Source organism: Synechococcus sp. PCC 6717 (assembly GCF_022698185.1).
Classification (GTDB): Bacteria; Cyanobacteriota; Cyanobacteriia; order Thermosynechococcales; family Thermosynechococcaceae; genus Thermosynechococcus; species Thermosynechococcus lividus.
In genome coordinates this window covers 17,978-34,135 of the sequence record NZ_JAKLTV010000049.1, presented here as the reverse complement: position 1 = coordinate 34,135, position 16,158 = coordinate 17,978, and the positions used below count along the sequence as shown (strand labels likewise).

Here is a 16,158-nt window from a genome sequence, read left to right as displayed (position 1 = left end):
CTTCCTCTTCAGGGGGAAGGCGATCGAATGGAAACGAGCCGTCGGTATTAGTCCCGACGCAAAAGGCAGCGCGCCTTCCTCTTCAGGGGGAAGGCGATCGAATGGAAACTCCACCAAACACTTGGATATTGGCAAAGGCACAAACAGGTGAGGCATGACCCACCCGAATGGCTTGGTTGGGTTCGCCTTTACCACAGAAGGGGGTGCCGAACATCTCTGTTGTCGTTGCATCCCCAACCGCAATGAGGTTATGCCAGAAGTCAGGGGTGGTGCCGCGATAATTAGGGTTACGCACGGTGCGCGTTAGGCGACCCTGTTCAATGAGCTTGGCATACTCACAACCAAACTGAAACTTCAGGCGATAGTCATCAATAGACCACGAGCGATTAGCTTCCATATAGATTCCCGATTCAATCCCCGCAATCATGTCCTCAAAGCTGGTGTGCCCCGGCTCAATGTTCAGGTTTGCCATGCGATCAATGGGGGGGCGGTTCCACGAACTAGCCCGCGCATTTGCTACCCCCACTACCCCAGCCCGCTGCTGGCTTTCAAGGCTACCTAGCCCGCGCAGCAAGCGCCCTTCTTTAATCAGGTAGGTGCGCTCTGCGGCTGCGCCAATATCATCAAAGGCATAACTGGCAAGTTCACCGGTGACGTTCGGGTCAAAGGTGACGTTCAGTAACGGCGATCCGTACTGGCGCTGACCAAAATCCTCTAGCCGAATAAAGCTACTGCCTGCGTAATTGCGCTCATCTCCAAGAATACGATCCAACTCGAGGGGATGGCCAATGCTCTCGTGAATTTGCAACATCATCTGATCGGGCGCCAAAACGAGGGTTGTGGTGACTTCGGGGCACTCGGGTGCGCTCAACAGTTCCACCGCCTGCTCGCCAATATAACGGGCGCGATCGCTCATCGCCTGCGGCTCAACCCACTCTAGGCCGCCTTGATAGCAGCGAGCCAGCCACCCGTGATCGGTGCGCTGCTGCACCACCCCCGCTGCTTGGGCGGTGGCACTCATATCCGTGAGCACTTGGTAAAATTGCTGCTCAACGGTACTGCCATCACTGGTAAGCCATTGGCTGGTTGTCTCCACCGTCTGCACAAAGGCACGCGTTTGGACAATCGCATCGGCCACATCGAGGTCTTGGCACAGCCGCACCAACAGATCGCTCACCTCCCTAGGTGATAAGCGATCAAAGGGTTGCTGTTGGGGCGATCGGTAGGTTCCTTGGGCAACCCCCCGCGCCGCCCTCGTAAAGCCAAAAAGTTGCCATGGGGCTGCTGCCTTGGCTTGGTTGTAGGCCTTACGAATGGCATCATGAATGGCGGCGGGTGCCAATTGGGCAGTGGCAGCGTAACCAAACTGGCCATTCACCAGAACGTCCACCATCACACCCCGCTGGCGTACCCTTTGGTTCATGTCTGGCTGACCATCCCGGGCACTGCGGGTTATCAGTGTTTCATCAACGTAGCGCAGCCCTAGCCAATCGACAGGCACATCCACTTGGTTCAACACAGCCGCTAAATTGGGTTCTGCCATCATGAGTGCGTGCTAGCTTAGAGTTTGGCAACAGTTCGAGTTTATTCTAAATGCTAACGGCGTTTACGGCAGGCCTCACCCTAATTACCATTTCCGAGTTAGGGGATAAAACCTTCTTTATTGGGATGATCTTAGCTGCCCGGCACCCCAAGCGGTGGGTATTTATTGGAGTGTGGGTTGCCCTTATTGTCATGACCTTGCTCTCAATCGCCGTAGGTAAGGTGTTTAGCCTGCTGCCCAAGGCGTTTACGTTTTATGCTGCCATTGGTCTGTTCACTATCTTTGGCCTGAAAATGCTGATTCACGGCTGGCGTATGGCTGATAGCCCCTGCGAAGATGAATGTGAAGCAGCGGCGGAAACCGTTGAGAAAGCTGAGGCCAACCTCAGTCGCTGGGGCAATAATCCCATCTGGGCCACAGTTGTTGAAGCCTTTAGTTTGACGTTTGTCGCTGAATGGGGCGATCGCACCCAAATTGGCACGATTACCCTTGCCGCCACCTATAACCCGTGGGGAGTAGCCCTAGGAGCCATTGCGGGGCATGGCATTTGTGCGCTCATTGCCGTTCTGGGGGGCAGCTTGATTGCCGGTAAGATTTCAGAACGAACCCTAACCTTGGGGGGGGGCGCCCTGTTTTTGGTATTTGCAATTGTGACAGCGGTTCAAGGCTTACCGGGAGCTTAAGGGAATGGCTAACCCATTTTGGGCAGAATTCAGGTGGTTACTGGGGGTCTTTTTAGCCTCCTTGGGGATAGCCGTTGGCCTGAAGACAGTGGCACCCCTCTATCCGCTACCACCGACGTTAGGCGTGATCTTGGCTCTGGTGCTGTTTCCTAGCCTTGTGGTGGCTGTTGTCTTGGTGTGGCTTAACCAAAGCGATAACCAAACCCCCTGACCGTTAGGATGTACTCGGGATGACTAGGATCCACTTCAATTTTTTCCCGTAGCCAGCGAATGTGAACATCCACGGTTTTGCTGTCACCAATAAAATCGTGCCCCCACACCTGATCTAACAACTGCTCCCGTGACCACACCCGGCGTGGCTGGCGCATAAATAGCTCCAATAGCTTGTACTCTTTGGGGGATAAATTCACCTCTTCTCCCCGTAAGGTCACACGGCACTCCTGAGGATACAGGCACAGTTCCTGAAACCGCAGCACCGGCGGTGAAGCAAAGTGCTGAGGCTGAACCCGTCGTAACAGCGCTCGACAGCGAGCTACCATTTCGCGCATACCAAAGGGCTTTGAGAGGTAATCATCAGCACCAATTTCTAGACCGACTACCCGATCAATTTCACTTCCTTTGGCACTGATCATGAGAATCGGTACAGTACACCCTTCACGCCGAATCAGGCGACAGAGATCCAAGCCGCTCACCCCCGGCAGCATCAAGTCCAAAACAATCAAGTCTATTGTTGGGTTCAGGTCTGCATGAGACCTAAAAAGATGGGAGTTAATGAGACTCAGTGCCTCATGACCATCCGTTGCTGTAATTGTCTGAAAACCCTCATCCTGAAGGGCAAGAACTAACGTTTCTCGAATTAAATCTTCATCTTCAATCACTAAAATGTGCGCGATCGCTGGCGGTACGTGGGATACAGGTGCATCAACCACAGTCTCAAGGGAAAGCATAGAAAAACCTGAATACTGCCCAGTTGCCTCAATTCTACCACCCTGTTTTGAAGGTAAAGGGGCTGACCCCCTCGCCCCTTATTTTCTGCGCGGATCCACTAGCCCACGTCGCTGACATAGCGCAGCAAAATCCCCCGCTGACCAATGATAAAGCCTTGCTGCGGGCTAAAAAAGAGAATCTTATAAAAATTGGAGGGCACCTGTTTCACATCCATATCTTGCTGCCACGTTTGGCCGCCATCAAAACTACAGAGCAGCACACCACTCCCTCCCGCCAACCATATTTCTTCGGGGGTACGGTAGGCGAGATCTAGCAGCCCAACACTATTGCGCCGCAGGGGACTTAGTAGCTCCCCCCATTCATCGGGGTTTTGGGGGTCAGAAAAGGCAATTTTGCCACCATTAACAATCATCCACAGAGCGCCGTTGGGCGTAAAGCCCATATTATGAACCCGCCGTGAACTGGTGCGGTTATGGGGTTCCCATGCTGCTTGCCCCGGCTGCCACGTCGAGTAAAAGCTACCCCGCGAAGACACAGCCACATATTCGCCAGCCGGCGAGCGATTCAGGTTACGCATCACGCCGATGGCTTCTTGTACAAGCGCCTGCCAGTTTTTGCCCCCATCTTGGCTGCGGTAGATAGCACCGACATCCGTCATCATTTCCGCTTGGCCGTTGCTCAGCGCCTTAATGAAGCGGGGTGCTCCTGGGAGTTTGGGGCTAAGGGGAATTTGATTCCACGACTGACCGCCATCTTCCGTATGCAGCATAATTGGCGGCTCACCAACAATCCAGCCTTCATTCCCCTTAAAGCTGACACTGTTAAAGCGGTAGTCTGGGTTATCTAACACAAGGGTGCGGGGTTCCCACGTCCGGCCACCATCACGAGTTTCCATCAGGGTAGCGTTAGCCCCTACCAGCCAGCCATGGTTGGCATCAATAAAACTAATATCGAGAATTGTCGACGTGGTGGGCAGTTGCAGCGCCTCCCACGGGTTGTACTCAAGGCTAGGAACCGCAAGGGCATGGGCTGTCAGAGATAGCCACAGTGCCACCATGATCAGTACGCTACGGGTGAGCTTAGTTATATTTTGACGGTGGGAATGAATTTGCTTAGCGAACATTATAGAAACTCAGTAGAAAAAGAAAAGCAATGGCAAGACCACCAAAGATCAGTAGGTTTTTTTGGCCGGGGGTCAGGGTATTGACCCCAAAGCCATAGTTTAAGTTTTCCTTGAACCCTGAGGGGGAACCCACCGGTCCGATATTACTAAACTGCTTTTTGGGAGCACCACACACTGGACAGCGCCAGGTAATGGGCAAGTCGGCAAAGGCAGTGCCCACTGCAATGGCACGGGTGCTATCCCCTTTAGCAGGTTCGTAAACGTAGCCGCAGGCGCGACACTCAAACCGATCCAGCAGGGTATCGTCAGGGGTTTCGGTTGTCATACCACAGAATTCTTAAGATTTGCGACATACATCTTAATATTACGTTATTAGGGATCATTTCCTAGTCCCCCATAGTTCAGATCCAGAGGAAATGAGGAAATATTGAGCCAGTATGTAACAAAGCCGTAGTCTTAGGAAATATAAAGAAAAGATTAGAGAATCCTGATCTCTCCGAGAAGTGATGCCAAAATCAAGGATATTGAAATGAGGTCAGCGCATATAGACCTTAACCTTAAATCTCCTTTAATAAGTTGTAAGGTGTCAGCTTCTATTTTATTTTAGGAGCTGGCATCTTACTTATGGATGCATAGGTTCTTATTTTTTAGGCACAGTTTGTAGGTGCAGTCCTTGGCCGTCAGCCTCCATTCTCAAGACTCTTGGCGGTATGCCTATCCTCCCTTGCAAGCAGGTGTTCTGTGTCGGCGCTACAAGCGTTTTTTTGCCGAGATTGAGTTGAGCAGTGGCGATCGCATCGTTGCTCACTGTCCCAATACAGGCCCGATGACGGGTATTTGTGAAGTGGGGGCACCTGTGCAGGTCTCCTATCATCCCGATCCAAGACGCAAGCTGGCTTATACATGGGAAATGATTTTTGTCGATGGCACATGGGTAGGGGTGAATACAGGGTTACCCAACAAGGTCATAGCCTCTGCCTTAGCCGCGGGGAAACTGCCTGAGTTGGCGGGGTATGCCAACCACCAGCGGGAAGTTCCCTACGGTCAGGAGCGTAGCCGTATCGACTTTTTCTTGACAGGGCACCCGCAGCAGCCCCCAGCCTATGTGGAGGTCAAAAATACAACATGGGCGCGCTCTGGCTTAGCCCTCTTTCCCGATACCGTCACCACCCGGGGGCAGAAACATTTGCGGGAACTACAATGGCTGCGCCAAACTCAGCCGCAGGCTCGCGTGTGCATGGTGTACTTTATTAACCGTGGTGATTGCGATCGCTTTGCCCCTGGGGATAGTGCTGATCCCACCTATGGTGAGCTGTTGCGCACAGCGGTAGCCATGGGGGTTGAGGTGCTGCCCTATCGCTTTGCCATAAGCCCTGCGGGGATTGACTTTTTAGGGACGGCAAAGTTAACTCTCTGTAACAGAAATATTACGACGGCCAAGGTGCTTGAGTAAGAGTGGCACACTGAAATTAACCTAATGCATTGTGAGCAGTAGCCATGACGAATCCCCAAACGCCCCCMCCCCGTGTTCCCAATACACCACCTATGCCACCGCCACGTCCTGCGGGAAGCACTCCGGCCATGCCGCCCCAAGGTGCCCCCCCGCAAGGGATGCCGCCGCGCCCGATGCCGCCCCAAGGCGTTCCCCCGCAGGGGATGCCACCGCGCCCGGTGCCGCCCCAAGGCGTTCCTCCGCAGGGGATACCACCACGCCCGATGCCGCCCCAAGGGGTTCCCCCGCAAGGGATGCCACAGCAAATGGTTCCCACTCAGTCCATGCCCACCCCCGCAGCACGGATTTCGGGGCCGACGATGGAGCAGTTAGTGCGGGAAGCCTTTGAGCATGGTTACTCTGATATTCATGTTGGTGTTGGTGAGGCACCACGGTTTCGCGATCGCGGCAAGCTAGAAGTGACTAACTACCCTGTTACCGATGAAGAAACCTTTAATTACTGGTTAAACGAGTTGCTCTCACCGCAGCAAATTGAGCAGTTTCGTACCCATTTAGAGTACGACGGTGCTTACCAGTATGAAGGCATGTGTCGGGTACGGATCAACATTTTTGTGGCGCTGAAGGGGCCGGCCATGGTGCTGCGGCTAATTCCGGTAAAAATTCTCACCCTTGAGCAATTGAACTTGCCACCAGTCTTTAAGGATTTATGTCACTACCATAAGGGGTTAATTTTGGTGACTGGCCCCACGGGTTCTGGTAAGTCCACCACCCTTGCGGCAATGGTGGATTTTATCAATACAGAAATGCCCAAGCATATTATTTCCATTGAAGACCCGATAGAATTTGTTCACCAAAGTCGGCGAGCCATGATTCGCCAGCGGGAGGTGGGTATTCATACCCTTAAATTTGATAATGCCCTCAAAGCCTCTCTACGGGAAGACCCAGATATTATCCTGATTGGGGAGATGCGCGATCGCGAAACGGTCAATACGGCTCTCAAAGCCGCCCAAACAGGTCACTTAGTCTTTGGTACGTTGCACACTAACAGTGCTGTAAAAACCATCGAGCGGATTCTCAACCTCTATAACCCTGATGAACAGGGGCCGATGCGGATGCAGGTGGCAGAGTCACTGGTGGCCGTGATTGCCCAAGCCTTGGTGCGCACCACCGATGGTAAGCGGGCAGCCATTCATGAAATCATGATCAACACCGATGCCATCAAAGACTACATTTTGCGTGGGGAAGTGGAACAAATTGAGGCGATTATTCCCCAATGTACCTATGATGGGATGTGTACCATGAACCAGTGCCTCTACGAACTCTACGAGGCCGGGCGCATTGATGAGGAAACGGCGATTGAAAACTCGCCCAAGCCCAATGAAATGGCACAAATCCTGCGGGGTCGCGTGTAGGGGGACTCCTTCTGCGATCGGGGCTGCTGCGGCAATGGTTCAATAAGGTTGTGATCAGGCCAATACTATACAAAGGGCTTGCCCTGTTTACTCCTGGTCAGGATGTGGTGTTCTGTCGCGATAGCACCAAGCAAGGGCACTGGCACCAAGACCTTTGTCATGCGCTGCAGCAACTCCTCGATCTGCGGGAGCCACCGTTATTTCTCGTCCCCTGCTACAGTGCTGCGGTTGATTACTGGTTTGACGAGGAGCAACAACTGTTACGGGTGGCAGCGGAGGTCTATCCGTTAGCATGGCCGCACCGCCCGCTGCTAGATGCTCTTTTTGCCTTGCCAGATCAAAAAACACTGCTGTGGCAATTGGTGGAGGATCCGCAACATCCGTGCGATCGCCTTGCCATTGAGTCTTACCGTGCCGATTTCCCACAACTGTGGGAGCATCACCACTTGGTCTATGATTTGCGGCAGGTCTCCCCCGCCAGTAGTTTTATTCCCCGCCGCACCGAACCAGACCGCTATGTCTTGCGCCTTTACGTGGCAAGTGAAACCAGTGCGGTGGAGCATGCCCTAAAAAATCTCCATGCCCTTCTCAGTCAGTGTTTAACGGTTCCCTATACCCTTAAGGTTGTAGATGTTACAAAGCAACCAGAGTTTGCCGAAGAAGATCAGGTGACGGCTACCCCCACATTGGTGCGGGTACACCCTAGACCCGTCCGGCGCTTAGTGGGGCATCTTGACGATCGCGATCGAGTCCAACGACTATTGACACCCTAAATTCCGACGACCACAACGGTCACATTGTCACGGCCACCATGGTTTTTAGCGGCATGGACCAGTGCCGTGGCCGCTTTTTCCACATTTGGCTCGCTGAGGTAAATACTAATCACGTCATCGGTGAGTTCTTCGGTGAGACCATCGGTACACAGCAGCAGGCGATCGCCCGGCTCCAGATCAATGGGTTGAATATCAATCTGGCTTAAATCTTCCCGTCCCAAACACTGGGAGAGCACATGCCGCCATGGATGCTGCCGTGCCTGCTCAAGGGTTAAGCTGCCCAACTGTACTGCTTGGGCAATCCAGGTGTGATCTTGGGTAATTTGGCGCAGTTCATCCCTACGCCAGTGGTAAATGCGTGAATCCCCCACGTGGGCACACCATGCCCCATCCCGACTGTCATCTAACAACACCACAACTGCCGTAGTGCCCATATCCGCACGACCAGCATTTTGCTGCTGCTGTTCCACAATGGCCTCATTGGCGGCCAGAAAGGCTTGACGCAACAGCGTGACTGGGTCGTACTCTAACTCTTGCAAGTGAGCGTCTAAATACTGATAAATGTGCTCTACCGCTAGACGGCTAGCCTCTTCTCCGCCTGCGTGTCCTCCCATTCCATCAGCAACAATGAAAAAACGATGATTCTTTTCGTCAATGTAAAAAGCATCTTGATTACTTTTGCGAATGAGACCACAGTCTGTTAAGCCAGCAACGTCCATGACCCTCCTATTCCGGGCTGTATTCTAAAACATTTTTTCATACTTATCGAGTTTAAGCATGAGTCGCCAATAGAGGATACCCAACCATACCGCTAAGGCGGCTGCCACACCCGCTAACAAAATATACTGGTTGACCAGTAGAATCGTTGCCGCCAGTGAAAAGCTGCCAATGAGAACAACGTAGTTTAAGCCTAAATTAATATTACTTAAGCGTCGTAAAATGCGGTCGCTTTCACTAGAGCGTACCCGTAGCCGTAGATCTCCATTTTCCAGTTTATCGAGCACTTCGTCGAGGCGACGGGGCAGGCCAATGGCACTGGTGCCCACTTGGGCAGCTTGGCGGCTGATCTCGGAAAAGAGACTGCCATTGTTGGGGTCTGAGAAATTTCCGTTGGTCATCAGTTCACTCGCAAAGGGTTGAGCAACTTGCATAAAGTTAAAGTCTTGGTCGAGTCCTTTGCCTACCCCTTCTAGGGTCGAAAATGCTCGCATGACAAAGGTAAAGGTAGCGGGAAAGCGAAACGGTTGATCGTAGGCAATTTCGTAGAGATCATCGCTAATTTTGGCAACGGACTGCACCTCGAAGGGTTGATCCATAAAGTTGTCTAGAAGATATTGAATCGAGCGACGCACCGGCCCTATGTCCCCAGTGGGAACCAACGCCCCCAACTCAATGAGGGACTGCACCACCTGCTCACCATCCCGCTGGGCAATACTCAAAAATGTTCTGAGTAATTTGTCACGGGTGACCGCTTGGATGCGACCCATCATACCAAAGTCATAGAAAATCAGTTGGCCGCTGGGGCTAACGGCAATATTGCCCGGATGGGGGTCAGCGTGGAAAAAGCCATCGTTGAGCACTTGGTAGAGGTAGGCTTTGGCCCCTAGCTCAGCTAAGCGCTTGCGGTCTAATCCTGCTGCCTCAAGCGCCTCGTAGTGACTAATTTTAATTCCGGGCAAGTATTCAAGGGTGAGTACCCGCAGTGAGGTATACCGCCAATAGACCCGCGGAACACAGACCCACTCGCGATCCCGAAAGTTACGCCGAAAAGTATCGGCGTTACGTCCCTCGTTGAGGTAGTCAATCTCCTCGTAAAGGATGCGGCAGCACTCCTCATAAATGCCCATCCAGTCGCGACCTTGACCCCATTTGGGATGGTTTTGGAAATACTGGGTAATGCCTTTGAGAATGGCCAGATCAATGTCGAAGAGTTGCCGTAATCCGGGGCGCTGTACTTTGACCACGACTTCTTCGCCAGAGACAAGTTGGGCTTTGTGGACTTGGCCAAGGCTGGCAGCGGCCATGGGAATGGGGTCAAAGCTGCGGAAGAGTTCGGGAATGCGGCGGCCAAAGTCTTCGTAGATGATTTTTTCTACAAGGTCGTAGCTAAAGGCGGGCACCCGATCCTGAAGCTTACTGAGTTCTTCGACGTATTCGGTGGGAAAGAGATCGGCGCGGGTGGAGAAGAGTTGCCCGAGTTTAATAAAGGTTGGGCCTAGGTCGAGAAAGGTTTCCCGAATCCAGATGGCTTGGGCGCGACGGCGAGCGGCGCGTTTGGCATCGGTCATCCCCCCCCAGTAACTCCATGCCTTTCCCAACAGCCAGCGACCGCCCAGAAATCGCCAGACAAAGAACCAAATATCAAAAAAGCGGCGAGTCTTCGAGTAGTGTTCTCGATTCCACCGATAGGATTTGCCTGTGGGCATAAAGGTAACCGAAGCTGGAGTTGACACGCGGCGTTCTGTAGTGGGTGATCTCAACAAATTGTAACGAATCCCTTGTGAATCGCGAAGAATCATCGCCAATGGCTTGCTAGAGGGCATAGCGATCGCGCCCCATGCCGAGGGCAAAGCGCAGGGAATCTGGTATATTTTTGCTGCTAGCGGTTAAGAAGACGGTTAGCCCTAGCAAACTAAACCCTGCGGCCATGCGAAAGAGAATGCGGTAGCCGAGGGGCACAATTAAGACCCCGAGCAGCGGTCCTGCCAAGGCCATCCCTAGGTCAAACCCGCCGAGGCTAAGGCTGAGGACTCGTCCCCGCTCGTTAGGATGGGAGCGATCGGCCATTAAGGCCGCCACCATGGGAATGAGTACGCCACCGGCTAATCCTTCAAGGATGGCTGCCCACAAAAGGTCTAAGGGTGTTTCGGCTTGGGCCAGTAACACCATAGACACGACGTAACACACCAGACTACTGGAGATGAAAATGCCGCGTCCCCAGCGATCGGAGGCTGAGCCGGTGGCCACCCGCCCCATAAAGCTGGCGATCGCCGCGGCGGTGTAGAACACGCCAGCAGAGAGATCGATCCGTTCGGCAGCAATAAAGAGGGGAATAAAGGTGGCAATCGTGCCGAAGGTGAGACCCACGCTGAGCATCACTAGGGTGGGAATCCGCAACCGCTCTGAGAGCAAGAGTCGCCAAAATAGGGGTTTGGAATGGTTATCAGTAGCGATCCCCTCTGAGGTTAGGGCAACGGGGCGAACCCCCGCCGCCGCAATGATTCCCAAGGTCGCTAAGGCGCTGGCCACGACAAAGACCCAGTTATCGCCATAGGCGTGCTGAAGCCAACTGCCCAAACTCGGCCCCACGGCCACCCCAATGGGATGGACTAAGCTGGTGTAACCAATGATTTCCCCGCGATGGCGAGGTGGGGCAATATCGGTCACGAGCGCCATGTAACCTGTGGTAAAGCCTGCGATGCTTACACCATGCAGGAGGCGCACCGCAATCAGGAGGGGCACATTATGACTGACCATGTAAAAAAGGGGGGCGATCGCCGCTACCGCCAAGCCAATCAAGAGCGTAATTTTGCGCCCGCGGTTGTCCGCCAATGGGCCTAGCCACGACCGAGAAACGATTAAGCCAACAGCAAAGGCACCCATGACAATCCCCACTTGGTGGGGGCTGCCTCCTTGGGCAGCAATGTATAGGGGTAGTGTCGGCAGCAGTGCTGCAATGCTCGACCAAAATAACAGCCCCGCCAGCAAGACCTTCAGGAGGGTATGGCGCAGCGGTGGGGGTAACTTCATCAGAACAATCACGGATCCCCCTAGTTAACAAAACGTTACATTTTCAATTCTAACGAATGGGATCAAAAGGGGAGTTCTCCTTGATCTGGCGCTGCGGCAGCCTGTGGGTCGTATAGTGGACTTTTGCGCAAGCCAACCGCAATTTTGCTGTGCTTTTCAATTTGTTGCATTACCTGCCGTGCCCGCTGAATTACGACGGGAGGCAAGCCCGCTAAACGCCCTGCTTCGATCCCATAGGAGCGATCGGCACCACCAGGTTTCACTTGGTGCAGAAAAATAATTTCCTCCGGTAGTTCCTTCACCACCACTTGGAAGTTGGCCACGTTTGGCAACAGCGAGGCCAGTTGATTCAGTTCGTGGTAGTGGGTGGCAAAAATCGTACGCGATCGCAGCGTTGTCGCCAAATATTCTGCCACAGACCACGCGATCGCCAAGCCATCAAACGTAGCGGTACCGCGACCAATTTCATCGAGCAAGACCAACGACTGCGACCCCGCATGGTTAAGAATGTTGGCGGTTTCGTTCATTTCCACCATAAAGGTGGATTGGCCGGTCGCCAGATCATCAACAGCCCCCACGCGGGTAAAGATGCGATCGCAAAGGCCAAGGGTGGCGCGGGTGGCAGGCACATAGCTGCCCATTTGCGCCAGCAGTTGAATGAGTCCGACTTGCCGCAGATAACAACTTTTGCCACTGGCATTGGGGCCGGTCAGGATCATTAAGTCTGCCTTATCCCCCAGCCGTGTCTCATTAGGCACAAAGAACCCAGCGGGCAGCAGTTGCTCGACCACGGGATGACGACCCGCGCAAATCTCAAGCCGCCGATCTAGGGTCATCTGGGGGCGGCAGTAGCCTTGGTACAGCGCCACCTCTGCCAAGCTGAGGAGGGCATCCGCTGCGGCCACCGCAGCGGCAAGGGTTCGAATCGTTGCAGCATGGGCGGCAACCTGCTCACGCAACTGCACAAAGTACTGGTACTCTAGCTCAAAAAGGTGGCTTTGCGCCCCCATCAAGCGGGCTTCGCGCTCCTTCAGTTCAGCGGTAATAAAGCGCTCTTCATTGGTGAGGGTTTGCTTGCGGATGTAGGTGTCGGGGACTTGGCTCACCTTAGCACGGGAGACACTGAGGTAGTAGCCCGAAACTTTGGTATAGCCCACTTTGAGGGTGGGAATACCCGTGCGTTCGCGTTCTTGAGCTTCGAGATTGAGAATCCACTGTTGATCCTGCTCAATTTGCAGGCGTTGCTGATCGAGATCGGGATACGCGCCACTGCGGATAATTCCTCCCTCAGTCGAGCTGATGGGGGGCTGCTCCACAAGGGCAGCGGCTAGGGTTTCCCCTAACTGTTCAATCTCAGCGGGCACCGTTGCTAGGGCACACAGGTAGGGAGAGTGTACCTCCTTCAGAGCCGCCGCAAGGGACACTAAGGTGCGAAATGAATCCCGCAATGCTGCGAGATCGCGGGGATTCGCCGTTCCAGAGCCAGCCCGTCCTGCGAGTCGCTCGAGATCGTAAATTTCTTGAAGATGGCGGTGGAGAGTTTGCCGCAGGCCACTGTTGGCCATTAACTCAGCGATAGCATCATGGCGGGCGGTAATCTGTTCTAGATCGAGTAAGGGTTGCAGCAGCCAACGCCGCAGGAGCCGCCCTCCCATGGCCGTCGTGGTGCGATCAATCGCCCACAGCAAGGAGCCTTGAAAGCTCCCATCACGAACGGTTTGGGTGAGCTCGAGGTTACGGCGGGTTTGCGGATCTAAGAAGAGGTACTCCTGTAGGGAATAGGTGCTCAGGTTTTGCAGGGGGACGGTTTGCTGGCGATGGGTTTCGTCTAAATAGGCCAGTAGCCCACCAGCGGCACGGGTGGCAAGGGTGAGATGCTCGCAGCCAAAACCTTCGAGGGACTTCACCTGAAAGCGTTGACACAAGCGTTGCCGTGCTTCAGCGGCATGAAAGTCGTGGGGCGATCGCAGGGTGTAGCACCAGTGGTTGGGTAAGTCTGCTGGCAGGTGCTCTTTGGCCTCGTGGGGGCGCAGCAGGCGGTTGAGGTCGGGTGCCTCACTGGGAATCAGGACTTCTGCGGGTTGGAGGCGATTTAGCTCGGCAACTAAATCGGCGCGATCGCCCCCCTGGGTGGTACAAAATTCCCCCGTTGAGACATCAGCATAGGCGAGCCCCCAGTGATGGCCTGAGAGAATCACCGCTGCTAGAAAATTATTGCGGCGGGGTTGGAGTAATTCGCTATCTAAAACGGTGCCCGGAGTAAACACATGGGTCACTTCCCGCTTGACGAGTCCTTGGGCTTGCGCCGGATCTTCGACTTGATCGCAGATGGCAATGGCATAGCCCTTTTCAATGAGGGTGCGGCAATAGCGCTCTAGGGCATGGTGTGGAATCCCCGCCATGGCAACTCGCCCGACCTCTTTGCCCCCCTCTTTCCCTGTTAGAACCAGTTCTAGTTCGCGGGCAACGGTACAGGCATCCTGAAAAAACGTTTCGTAAAAGTCACCGACGCGGTACAGCAGCAACGCTTGGGGATAAGCATCCTTCAGATCGGCGTAGTGCTGTAGCATGGGGGTCAGCAACGAACGCTCAACTTCATCATGGCGCACTTGTAGTCCCGGATTGCGCCCCAGCCGCAGGGTCGGTGCATCTATTTCAGTATGGGGTAACCGGCGATCGCCACTGTCAGACATGAAACCCTTAGGACACAACCTGTAACTGCTGATAAATCAAAGGATACATCATTCCCCAAATCGCCTCTTGGGCATTCGTGAGGGTATGGTCACTGTCAAGTTCGACACGGCTCACCCAAGGCCGCCCTTCATTGTAGTGGCGACTGGCCGCCACTGAAATGACATCATCCGCAGTGCCGTGGAAAATGAGCGTTGCTACTGGACGTTGTAACGCCGCGTCATCATAGGTGCGCAGATCTTCGACAAACCCATAGCTTAAGGGCAGCCACCGCTGTTCAGTGTAATGATAGACCGCCAACGAGCCAGTACGCTGCCACTGGTGAAGCTGAGACCCCAGACGTGGTAGCCACTGCGCCGCAAACTCAAAGGCCGGCGCCAGCAAAAATAACTGCTTGACTTGGGGGCAGCGTTGCGCCACCCATGCCGCCGTCAAGCCACCAAAACTAGAACCAATCAGCGTTACTAGTTCGTCCTGCCGCAGCAGAGAGATCACCTGCTGAATTTGACGACTCAGGCTCAGGTGAAAAAAATCCCCCTGATTCAAGTCGGGCGTGAGCAGGGACAGCCCCAGCTCCCGGAAGCGATCGCTAAAGTACTGTGCTTTACTAGAGCGAGGTGACGAGGCAAACCCATGCAGATAAATATATTGCATTCAATCTCCCTTACTAGAGCAGCACACGTAGGTAAGCCTTCGACGTAATCCTCCCTAAGGCCATGAGGTTTACCGATCGCCAAACCCATCGTGCTATCAGAGAGGTCTGTTCGGGATAACAAACGCTAATAATCGTATTCTTCTTCTTGCTGCCGCTGCTCTAGTTTCATGGGCTGGGGTTCCTCCCATGGGTCTGATTGCGGTTCAGACTCAGGCAAATCAACAGGGATAACCTTAGCCGGCGGCTTGGCTTGCCGTGGACGCACCGGTTCATACTCGTACTCCTCGTCGTAGGAGGTGTCGTAGTCATCATAGGTCTCGGATTGACGACGGCGACGGCGGGGGGTATTTTCCCAATCATCTTGATACTCAGCCCGGCTGCGCTGGGGAGGATACACTGGCGATCGCGCCCCAGAAGGCAACTGATTACTACTAGGGGTCACCGGTTGGTAGTATTCATCCTCATCGGTTTCCCACGGCGGTGCCCCCAGCCCCACGCGCTCTAGAAGGCCAACCGTCAATTGTTGGAGGCGGGKTTCTGCCCCTTCAAAGACAATAATGCGATCGGGGCCTGTACTGACAATTTCCTCGACCGGCAACTCGTAGGTGCTAATGAGTTGGGCTGGAATCCACGGTAGCCCTAGGGAGGCCAAAATTAGATCCGTAATTTCCCCAGTTTGAGGATCAAACTTAAACCCTCGTACCTTACCCAAAATTTCGCCAGTTTCCGTAACAATCTCGTTATCAATAAGGGTGCTGTAGTTATAGGTATTCATTGACTCTACAGCATCGTCGTTTTCGACGAGAATGACATCCCCAATTTGACTAATGCTGTCGAGGTGCACAAAACGTTGCTCGCCGGTAAACAGCGTATTGCGCACACCCAAGGCGACCACTTGCCGCTGATCAATATCCACCCAAACTTGGTTAATGACGCCCAGTTTACGACCGGTGTCTCGGGTAATTACCTGTGTGCCGATCAAGTCTGCTCGTTGCAGCAATTGCGCCGATATGGTCATGCCCTTGTGTATCCCAACGAATCTCAGTTAATACTATAGCGGCGATCGCCAAGGAACTTGCTGAAAAACATCACCTAACCTAACGATCCACTGCTGGTGATTCTAGGGT

The 16,158-nt window shown here is 53.8% G+C and carries 16 protein-coding genes; 5 read left to right on the top strand and 11 right to left on the bottom strand.

Features of this window, described 5'->3' with window-relative positions; genetic code table 11:
• Window positions 1-82: 82 nt before the first annotated feature.
• Complete coding sequence (locus L5470_RS12740) at window positions 83-1,546, bottom strand: TldD/PmbA family protein (protein WP_499500185.1); 1,464 nt, start codon at window positions 1,544-1,546, stop codon at window positions 83-85.
• Between the two features lie 47 nt (window positions 1,547-1,593).
• Between L5470_RS12740 and L5470_RS12735 the strand changes: the two genes are divergently transcribed.
• Both L5470_RS12735 and L5470_RS12730 read left to right on the top strand, forming a co-directional pair.
• Window positions 1,594-2,226, top strand: a complete 633-nt coding sequence (locus L5470_RS12735) for a TMEM165/GDT1 family protein (protein ID WP_499500184.1) — start codon at window positions 1,594-1,596, stop codon at window positions 2,224-2,226.
• 4 nt (window positions 2,227-2,230) lie between these two features.
• Window positions 2,231-2,437 carry a hypothetical protein gene (locus L5470_RS12730; protein WP_499500183.1) on the top strand — a complete coding sequence of 69 codons (207 nt, stop codon included), beginning with the start codon at window positions 2,231-2,233 and terminating at the stop codon, window positions 2,435-2,437.
• Here L5470_RS12730 and L5470_RS12725 read toward each other — a convergent pair.
• From L5470_RS12725 to L5470_RS12715, 3 genes are all read right to left on the bottom strand, one after another.
• Window positions 2,409-3,173: a winged helix-turn-helix domain-containing protein gene (locus L5470_RS12725; RefSeq protein ID WP_499500182.1), complete on the bottom strand. Its 765-nt coding sequence runs from the start codon at window positions 3,171-3,173 to the stop codon at window positions 2,409-2,411. The genes L5470_RS12730 and L5470_RS12725 overlap by 29 nt on opposite strands.
• Window positions 3,174-3,271: 98 nt before the next feature.
• Entirely contained in the window at window positions 3,272-4,297 is a 1,026-nt protein-coding gene (locus L5470_RS12720; RefSeq protein ID WP_099797810.1) for a photosynthesis system II assembly factor Ycf48, read from the bottom strand.
• Entirely contained in the window at window positions 4,287-4,622 is a 336-nt protein-coding gene (locus L5470_RS12715; RefSeq protein WP_099797808.1) for a rubredoxin, read from the bottom strand. The genes L5470_RS12720 and L5470_RS12715 overlap by 11 nt, the downstream gene beginning before the upstream one ends.
• 348 nt (window positions 4,623-4,970) lie before the next feature.
• Here L5470_RS12715 and sfsA point away from each other — a divergent pair, with 348 nt between their 5' ends.
• Window positions 4,971-5,750, top strand: a complete 780-nt coding sequence (gene sfsA, locus L5470_RS12710; protein WP_499500181.1) for a DNA/RNA nuclease SfsA — start codon at window positions 4,971-4,973, stop codon at window positions 5,748-5,750.
• A gap of 90 nt (window positions 5,751-5,840) precedes the next feature.
• Here sfsA and L5470_RS12705 read toward each other — a convergent pair whose 3' ends face one another.
• Window positions 5,841-6,050, bottom strand: a complete 210-nt coding sequence (locus L5470_RS12705; protein WP_499500188.1) for a hypothetical protein — start codon at window positions 6,048-6,050, stop codon at window positions 5,841-5,843.
• Here L5470_RS12705 and L5470_RS12700 point away from each other — a divergent pair.
• Window positions 5,954-7,162: a type IV pilus twitching motility protein PilT gene (locus L5470_RS12700; protein WP_499500187.1), complete on the top strand. Its 1,209-nt coding sequence runs from the start codon at window positions 5,954-5,956 to the stop codon at window positions 7,160-7,162. The genes L5470_RS12705 and L5470_RS12700 overlap by 97 nt on opposite strands.
• A 50-nt stretch (window positions 7,163-7,212) precedes the next feature.
• Entirely contained in the window at window positions 7,213-7,935 is a 723-nt protein-coding gene (locus L5470_RS12695) for a circadian clock KaiB family protein (RefSeq protein ID WP_499500180.1), read from the top strand.
• On the opposite strand, the gene L5470_RS12690 is transcribed toward L5470_RS12695, so the two are convergent.
• The 6 genes from L5470_RS12690 to L5470_RS12665 form a co-directional block, all read right to left on the bottom strand.
• Window positions 7,932-8,654, bottom strand: coding sequence for a Stp1/IreP family PP2C-type Ser/Thr phosphatase (locus L5470_RS12690; RefSeq protein ID WP_448515196.1), 723 nt, complete (start codon window positions 8,652-8,654; stop codon window positions 7,932-7,934). The genes L5470_RS12695 and L5470_RS12690 overlap by 4 nt on opposite strands.
• A 24-nt stretch (window positions 8,655-8,678) precedes the next feature.
• On the bottom strand, window positions 8,679-10,361 hold the full coding sequence (locus L5470_RS12685) for an ABC1 kinase family protein (RefSeq protein ID WP_499500179.1): 1,683 nt from the start codon (window positions 10,359-10,361) through the stop codon (window positions 8,679-8,681).
• A gap of 106 nt (window positions 10,362-10,467) precedes the next feature.
• Window positions 10,468-11,685 (bottom strand): MFS transporter, encoded by a 1,218-nt coding sequence (locus L5470_RS12680; protein ID WP_198406087.1) that lies wholly within the window; start codon window positions 11,683-11,685, stop codon window positions 10,468-10,470.
• Between the two features lie 62 nt (window positions 11,686-11,747).
• Window positions 11,748-14,255: a DNA mismatch repair protein MutS gene (gene mutS / locus L5470_RS12675; protein ID WP_499500186.1), complete on the bottom strand. Its 2,508-nt coding sequence runs from the start codon at window positions 14,253-14,255 to the stop codon at window positions 11,748-11,750.
• Window positions 14,256-14,385: 130 nt separating this feature from the next.
• Window positions 14,386-15,030: a YqiA/YcfP family alpha/beta fold hydrolase gene (locus L5470_RS12670; RefSeq protein ID WP_499500178.1), complete on the bottom strand. Its 645-nt coding sequence runs from the start codon at window positions 15,028-15,030 to the stop codon at window positions 14,386-14,388.
• Window positions 15,031-15,155: 125 nt separating this feature from the next.
• Window positions 15,156-16,049, bottom strand: coding sequence for a PRC-barrel domain-containing protein (locus L5470_RS12665; RefSeq protein ID WP_499500177.1), 894 nt, complete (start codon window positions 16,047-16,049; stop codon window positions 15,156-15,158).
• Between the last annotated feature and the right edge of the window lie 109 nt (window positions 16,050-16,158).